Here is a 7,428-nt window from a genome sequence, read left to right on the forward strand (position 1 = left end):
ACACACCCGCAGCATCATGCATTGTCCAAGGATGTTCTGCCGAGCAAGCTCGGCAGCTACGACCTGGCATTTCACCGTAGGTGCGGAGCTTGCTCCGCACACGGCGTTACACTGCGCTCCTTCCAACCGACGATGCGGGGACACCATGCAGACATGGCTGCGGCGCAAGGACATCGACCAGATCACCGTGCATGAGGAAGGCCGGCGGCTGGTGCCCACGCTGGGTTGGCCGCATCTGGTGGCGCTTGGCATCGGTGCCATCGTCGGCACCGGCATCTACACATTGATCGGCGTCGGCGCGGACAAGGCCGGGCCTGCCGTGCTGGTCTCCTTCGTGATCGCGGGCCTGATCTGCGCCTGCGCGGCGCTGGCCTATGCCGAACTTTCGACAATGATGCCGGCCGCCGGCAGCGCCTATACCTACAGCTATGCGGTGCTGGGCGAGGCATTGGCGTGGATCGTGGGCTGGAGCCTGATCCTCGAATACACGCTGGTGGTCAGCACGGTGGCGGTGGGCTGGTCGGGCTACTTCGTCGGCTTCATGGAATGGTTGCAGGCGCAGACCGGCTGGAATGTCGCGCTGCCTGCCGCGCTTGCCGCAGGCCCGCATGCGGGCGGCATCATCAATCTGCCGGCCATCGCCATCACCTTCGTCGTGGCCGGCGCGCTGCTGGTCGGCACGCGCGAAAGCGCCACCGTCAACGCGGTGCTGGTGGTGTTCAAGCTGATCGCGCTGGCGGTGTTCGTGGCGGTGGCTTTGCCTGCGTTCGATGCCGGCAACCTGCAACCGTTCATGCCCTACGGTTTCTCCAAGACCGTGGGGCCGGATGGCGTGGAGCGCGGAGTGATGGCGGCAGCAGCGATCATCTTTTTCGCCTTCTACGGTTTCGATGCCATTTCCACTGCAGCAGAGGAAACCAGGGATCCCGGCCGCAACCTGTCCATCGGCATCGTCGGTTCGATGATCGGCTGCACCCTGATCTATCTGGTGGTGGCGCTGGCGGCAGTGGGCGCGATGCGCTATGGCGTGTTCGGCAAGAGCGCGGAACCGCTCGCGCTCATCATGCGTGAACTCGGACACGGCACTGCGGCGCTTGCCATCGGCGTGGTGGCGATCATCGCGCTGCCCACCGTGCTGCTGGCGTTCTTCTACGGCCAGAGCCGCATTTTCTTCGTGATGTCGCGTGACGGCCTGCTGCCACGCAGTCTGTCGAAGGTGGGCAAGCGCGGTACGCCGGTGGCGATCACCGTGTTCACCGCGCTGGTGACGGCGGCGCTGGCCGGCGTTGCGCGGCTGGACGAAATCGCGGCGCTGGCGAATGCCGGCACGTTGATCGCCTTCGTCGCGGTAGCCACCTGCCTGCTGGTGCTGCGCAAGCGAGCCCCGGATCGCCCGCGCATGTTCCGCACGCCGCTGGCGTGGGTGGTGGGGCCGGTGGCGATCCTCGGTTGCATCTACCTGTTCGTGAGCCTGCCGGCGCGCACGCAGCTGTGGTGCCTGCTGTGGAATGCGTTTGGCCTGCTGGTGTATGCGCTGTATGCGCGGCGCGGCAGCCTGCTGGCGAAGAAGGAACACGGCACCTGAGCGACCAGCGGCCACGCGCGATTGCGCTGATGGGCCCGACTGCGTCGGGCAAGAGCGCGTATGCCATCGAACTTGCGCAGCGCTACGGCGGCGAAATCGTCAGCGTTGACTCCGCGCTGGTCTATCGCGGGCTGGACATCGGTGCGGCAAAACCCACGCGCGAGGAACAGGCGCAAGCCCCGCATCACCTGATCGACCTGCGTGAACCGTGGCAGCCGTATTCGGCGGCGGAGTTCGCGGTGGACGCCAGACGCGCCATCGACGGCATTGTCGCGCGCGGCAAGCTGCCGATACTGGCGGGCGGCACCGGCCTGTATTTCCGCGCGCTGCTGGAAGGCCTGTCCGACATGCCGGAAGCCGACGAGGCGATGCGCGCCGCGCTTTCCGCCGAGGCTGAACAACGCGGCTGGGCGGCGCTGCATGCGGAACTGGCGCTGGTCGACCCCGAAGCTGCATCGCGCATCCACGCCACCGATGCGCAGCGCATCCAGCGCGCGCTGGAAGTCTGGCGTTTGAGTGGGCGCACGATAAGCGACTGGCAGCGCAATGCGCGCGGCCAGCGCCTGCCGCTGAAGGTGCTGAAGCTGGCGCTGGCACCGCCGGAACGGGCGATTCTGCATGCACGCATCCAGGCGCGTTTCGACGCGATGCTGGAAGCCGGTTTCCTCGATGAAGTGCGTAGCTTGCGCGCACTGCCGGAACTGCACGCGCATCCGAAGCCGCTCAATCTGCCGGCGCTGCGCGCGGTCGGTTATCGGCAGGCGTGGGAGTATCTGGATGCGCCGAACCCTCATCCGGCGCTTCGCGCCACCTTCTCCCGGGGGGAGAAGGAAACGCAATTTCGTGAACGCGCCATCGCCGCAACGCGGCAGTTGGCGAAGCGCCAGTACACATGGCTGCGCGGCGAACTGGACGCACGCTGGTTCGACCCGGTGACCACGCGCACGGAACTGGATGCCGCCGTTGCCGGTTTCATCGGCAACAGTCGCGCCTGATGCACGCAGGCGCGGTTTCCTGCGCTAACATCGGCTCGCGCCCCTCGCAAGCGGGCGGGCGCGGGGCAGGGGAGCATCGACAGGTGTTCAGGCCCACGATCACAAACAACAACAACACACGACAGCAGTTGGGGAGTCCAATGTCGAAGTCGCAATCCCTACAGGATCCGTTCCTGAACGCCCTGCGCCGCGAGCGCGTGCCGGTGTCCATCTATCTGGTCAACGGCATCAAGCTGCAAGGCACCATCGAATCCTTCGATCAGTTCGTGGTCCTGCTGCGCAATACCGTCAGCCAGATGGTCTACAAGCACGCGATTTCCACCGTAGTACCGGCCCGCAACGTGCGCATCGGCAATCCCGCTGATGCCGATGCCGAAGACGCCGCGCCTGCCGAGTAGGGGCAGGCCCCCGTGCCTGCCTGAGATGGCAATGGCAACACGTGTAGGGGCAGGCCCCCGTGCCTGCCCGAGATGGCAATGGCGCGCATGTAGGGGCAGGCCCCCGTGCCTGCCCGTGATGGCAATGGCGCGCATGTAGGGGCAGGCCCCCGTGCCTGCCCGTGATGCCTGCCCATGATGGCAAGGGCAACCACATGCGGGGGCAACCACAGGGGGTTGCCCCTACGGGATTCGCCCATATTAATGTCGAATGCCGACACAACTCTTTGAACGCTCGCGTGGTGGCGAGAACGCCCTGCTGATCCAGCCGCATGCCGGAGGCCCGCCCGCCGAGGGCGTGCTGGAGGAGTTCGGCGAATTGGCCCGTTCCGCCGGTGCAGCCGTGGCGGCGGTGCTGACCGCCAGGATAGACAAGCCCAACCCGGCCACCTTGATTGGCAGCGGAAAACTTGAGGAAGTGAAGGCCACCTGCGAGGCGACCGGCGCGAATCTGGTGCTGGTCAACCACCCGCTGACCCCCGTGCAGGAGCGCAATCTCGAAAAGGCGCTGGAACGGCGGGTGGTGGATCGCACCGGGCTGATCCTGGACATCTTCGCCCAGCGCGCGCGTTCGCACGAAGGCAAGCTGCAGGTGGAGCTGGCGCAGTTGCGGCACATGGCAACGCGCCTGGTGCGCGGCTGGACGCACTTGGAGCGTCAGCGCGGCGGTGCCATCGGCCTGCGCGGCCCCGGCGAAACCCAGCTTGAAACCGACCGCCGCCTGCTGCAAAAGCGCGTGGACATGCTGCAAAAGCGGCTGGAAAAGGTCGAAGTCCAGCACACCCAGATGCGCCGCGCGCGGGTGCGCAGTGAACTGCCGCGCGTCGCGTTGGTGGGCTATACCAATGCCGGCAAATCGACCCTGTTCAACGTGCTGACCGGCGCGGATGCCTACGCCGCGGATCAGTTGTTCGCCACGCTTGATCCCACCGTGCGCCGCATCGAGCTTGCGGGCGGTGGCGTGGTGCTGGCCGATACCGTCGGCTTCGTCCGCGACCTGCCGCATGAACTGGTGGCCGCGTTCCGTTCCACCTTGAGCGAGGCACGTGAAGCTGATTTGCTGCTGCACGTCATCGATGCCGACGATTCGCTGCGCGATGAACGCATGGCGCAGGTGGACGAGGTGCTGCGCGAGATCGGCGCGGGCGACATCCCGCAACTGCTGGTGTTCAACAAGATCGACCGCATCGAAGGCGCGACTCCGCGCATCGACCTGCGTGGCGAGGATCGCCATGCGGTGTGGATTTCTGCGCGCGATGGCCTGGGCATCGGCCTGCTGCGCGAAGCGCTGGGGCAGCGGTTAGGCCTGCGCCGGGTGATCGGCGACATCCTGCTGCCGACCGACGCGGGTCGCCTGCGCGCGCGCCTGCATGCACTGGATGCCGTGCGCGAAGAACAACACGATGCCGATGGCTGGCGCTTGCATGTTGACCTGCCCTTGGTCGATGCCGCGCGGCTGGCCGCACAGGCCGATGGCATGCCGCTGCGCGGCCTGTTGCCGGCGACCGAACCCGAGCTTCCCGTAGAATCCCCCGCATGACGACGAAACAGCACGGCCCGCGCGGGCCAAAAGCACTCTGGATGGCCTGGAACAAGCCCGGCGGTTCCTCCGGCAGGTCACCGCGCAGCGGCGGCAATGGCGGGCTTGGCGGTCTGTTCGACAAGTTGCCGGACTTCGGTGGTGGCGGCGCAAACCCGCTGCGCTGGGCCGGGATCGCGCTGGCGCTGTGGCTGGCGTTCAACTGCTTTGTGCTGGTGGCGGAACAGGAACGTGGCGTGGTGCTGCGTTTCGGCCTGTTCGCCCGCATCATGCAGCCCGGCCCCAACCTGAAGCTGCCGTGGCCGATCGAAAGCGTCACCAAGGTCAAGGCCACCCAGATCAGCAATTACGAAGATCGGGTGCCGGTACTCACTCGCGATGAAAACATCGTCGAGGTCGCCATCAATGTGCAGTACCGGGTGTCCGATCCCCAGCTATACCTGTTCGGAACCCGAGATGGCGATGAGGTGCTGAAGCAGGCCGCACTGAGTACCGTGCGTGAGCAGGTCGGCCGTTCCGATCTGGATACCGTGCTGGGCGCGCGCGAACAACTGGCCGTGTCCGCGCGCGATCGCCTGCAGAAATCGCTGGATGCCTATCGCACCGGCCTGCTCGTCACCGAGCTCAATCTGCCCGATGCGCGTCCGCCGCAGCAGGTCAAGCCTGCGTTCGACGACGTCAACAGCGCCCAGCAGGACAAGGAACGCCTGATTTCCGAGGCGCGTGCCGATGCGGCCAAGATCGTGCCCGAGGCACGCGGCCAGGCCGCGCGCGTGCGCACGGTGGCGGAAGGCTACAAGACGGCTGAAATCGCCCGCGCCACCGGTGATGCCCAGCGTTTCAGCCTGCTGGTCCAGCAGTACAAGGCCGCGCCCGAGGTCACCCGCAAGCGGCTGTGGCTGGAAACTGTGCAGGACGTGCTGGCGCGCAATCGCAAGATCGTCGGTGGCGATGGTCGCCAGCTGATCTGGGCGCCGATGGAGGGTGCGGCGAAGCCGGGATCGCCGGCGCCGGCGGCGTCGTCTTCGCTGGTATCACCGGTGGTGGAGGCGGTGACGCAGGATGGATCGACGCGCTCGGGGCGCAGTGGCCGGGCAGCCGGACGTGAGGAGACGGTGCGATGAGATTTCCTGCATGGATGGCGGCGGTGGTCGCCGCATTGCTGCTGCTGATGGGCTCGGTGTTCGTGGTCAGCGAAGGCCACACCGCCATCGTCCTGAACCTGGGGCGGGTCGCCCGCACCAACCTTGGCCCCGGCCTGCATTTCAAGTGGCCGCTGATTGAAAGCAGGCGCATCTTTGACAGCCGCTTGCAGGTGCTGCCCGCCGAGCCGGAGCGCTACCTGACGTCGGAGCGCAAGGACGTGCTGGTGGACTTCTTCGCGCTGGGCAAGATCGAGGACGCGCGCGCCTTCTATCGCGCCACTGGCGGGCTTGAATCCGCAGCGGTTGACCGCCTGGCGCCCATCATCAAGGATGCGCTGCGCAACGAGATCAACGCGCGCACCTTGCAGCAGGCGGTGTCGGGTGACCGCACCGAGATCGTCAAGAGCCAGCTGGATGCCATCAACAAGGGCGCGGCCACGCTGGGTGTCCGCATCCTTGATTTGCGCATCAAGCAGCTCGACCTGCCCACCGACAGCCGCGTCATCGACGATGTCTATAACCGCATGCGCGCCCAGCGCCAGCAGGTGGCAAGCCGCCTGCGCGCCGAGGGCGAGGAGCAGGCCAACGAGATTCGCGCCGCGGCCGACCGCGACCAGCAGGTCATCATCGCCGAGGCCGAGCGCGACGCGCAGAAGCTGCGTGGTGAGGGCGATGCAGAGGCTGCGCGCATCTACGCCGAAGCTGCCAACCGCGACCCGGCGTTCTTCGCCTTCCAGCGCAGCCTGGATGCCTACCGCAAGGCGTTCTCCGGCGGCGACAGCGTGATCGTGCTGGAGCGCAACGACCCGTTCCTGCAATACCTGCGCAACGACCGCTGAGCCATGGCCGACCTGTGGGCCGCGCTGTGCCTCGTGGCCGTGCTTGAAGGGCTGTTCCTGTTCGCCGCGCCTGGCGCGTGGAAGCGCGCCGCCGAGCAGTTGCTGAACCTGCCTGACGAACACGTCAGGCGCGTCGGCGGCGTGGTGTTGATCCTCGGGCTGGTGTCCTTGTATCTGGTGCGGAGCTAAAGCTTTTCCCTCTCCGGTAAAGCTTGTGGCTGTGTTCTTTCCCGCTCCGGTAAAGGTTGTTGCTGTGTTCTTTCCCTCTCCCGTGAAACGGGAGAGGGTGCCGAAGGCGGGTGAGGGCTGCTCTTCAATGCAATCGAAATGGCCTCGATTACCAAGGCCGGCGTATTGAACACAGCATCGTTCCAGAACCGCAGGACACGGAACCCGTTCCGTTCCAGATATCGAGTCCGGTTAGCGTCGTACCCGTGGCGGTCAAGATGCTGGCTGCCATCAAGCTCCACGATCAATCGCATTTCGAGACAGACGAAATCCACGAAGAACGGGCCGATGCGATGTTGCCGGCGGAACTTCATGCCGAGCAGGCGGCGGTTGCGCAGTGCCTGCCAGAGTCGCACTTCGGCCTCGGTCATGTTCTGGCGCAGTTCGCGCTGGCGGAGGTTGCTGGGATTTTCGCGCACGGTGGTTTCTCCTGATGGATGCAGGCAGGGTCGGGTACGACATGTCTGTGAGGGCATCAGGGATTACAGGGTGTTGCAGTCAGGGAATGCCCCTCATCCGCCTTCGGCACCTTCTCCCCGCAAGCGGGGAGAAGGAAAAAGCAAGCTGGCGTGGTGCGTGAGTTCCCTGGGCACCTTCTCCCCGCAAGCGGGGAGAAGGAAAAAGCAAGCTGGCGTGGTGCGTGAGTTCCCTGGGCACCT

Annotated in this window: 7 protein-coding genes and 1 pseudogene; 7 read left to right on the plus strand and 1 reads right to left on the minus strand. The window is 65.9% G+C overall.

The genetic code is table 11. The annotated features are described in order from the left end of the window. Window positions 1–145 precede the first annotated feature (145 nt). The 7 genes from QM612_RS01805 (at window position 146) to QM612_RS01835 (ending at window position 6,730) form a co-directional block, all read left to right on the plus strand. Complete coding sequence (locus QM612_RS01805; RefSeq protein WP_415252189.1) at window positions 146–1,585, plus strand: amino acid permease; 1,440 nt, start codon at window positions 146–148, stop codon at window positions 1,583–1,585. Between the two features lie 29 nt (window positions 1,586–1,614). After that, window positions 1,615–2,580: a tRNA (adenosine(37)-N6)-dimethylallyltransferase MiaA gene (gene miaA, locus QM612_RS01810; protein ID WP_415252190.1), complete on the plus strand. Its 966-nt coding sequence runs from the start codon at window positions 1,615–1,617 to the stop codon at window positions 2,578–2,580. A 140-nt stretch (window positions 2,581–2,720) separates the two neighbouring features. Continuing rightward, window positions 2,721–2,978, plus strand: a complete 258-nt coding sequence (gene hfq, locus QM612_RS01815; RefSeq protein WP_415252191.1) for an RNA chaperone Hfq — start codon at window positions 2,721–2,723, stop codon at window positions 2,976–2,978. A gap of 250 nt (window positions 2,979–3,228) precedes the next feature. Further along, the gene (hflX, locus tag QM612_RS01820) at window positions 3,229–4,557 is read left to right on the plus strand and encodes a ribosome rescue GTPase HflX (protein WP_415252192.1); all 1,329 of its coding nucleotides are present in this window, start codon (window positions 3,229–3,231) and stop codon (window positions 4,555–4,557) included. A 41-nt stretch (window positions 4,558–4,598) separates the two neighbouring features. Then, window positions 4,599–5,681, plus strand: a complete 1,083-nt coding sequence (hflK, locus tag QM612_RS01825; RefSeq protein WP_415252195.1) for an FtsH protease activity modulator HflK — start codon at window positions 4,599–4,601, stop codon at window positions 5,679–5,681. After that, window positions 5,678–6,541: a protease modulator HflC gene (gene hflC / locus QM612_RS01830; protein ID WP_415252193.1), complete on the plus strand. Its 864-nt coding sequence runs from the start codon at window positions 5,678–5,680 to the stop codon at window positions 6,539–6,541. Before hflK ends, hflC begins: the two co-directional genes overlap by 4 nt. A gap of 3 nt (window positions 6,542–6,544) precedes the next feature. After that, entirely contained in the window at window positions 6,545–6,730 is a 186-nt protein-coding gene (locus tag QM612_RS01835) for a DUF2065 domain-containing protein (RefSeq protein WP_415252194.1), read from the plus strand. A 134-nt stretch (window positions 6,731–6,864) separates the two neighbouring features. Here QM612_RS01835 and QM612_RS01840 read toward each other — a convergent pair. After that, window positions 6,865–7,140: pseudogene (locus QM612_RS01840) on the minus strand (endonuclease domain-containing protein); the annotation flags it as partial. Between the last annotated feature and the right edge of the window lie 288 nt (window positions 7,141–7,428).

Source organism: Thermomonas sp. (assembly GCF_047606765.1).
GTDB lineage: Bacteria > Pseudomonadota > Gammaproteobacteria > Xanthomonadales > Xanthomonadaceae > Thermomonas.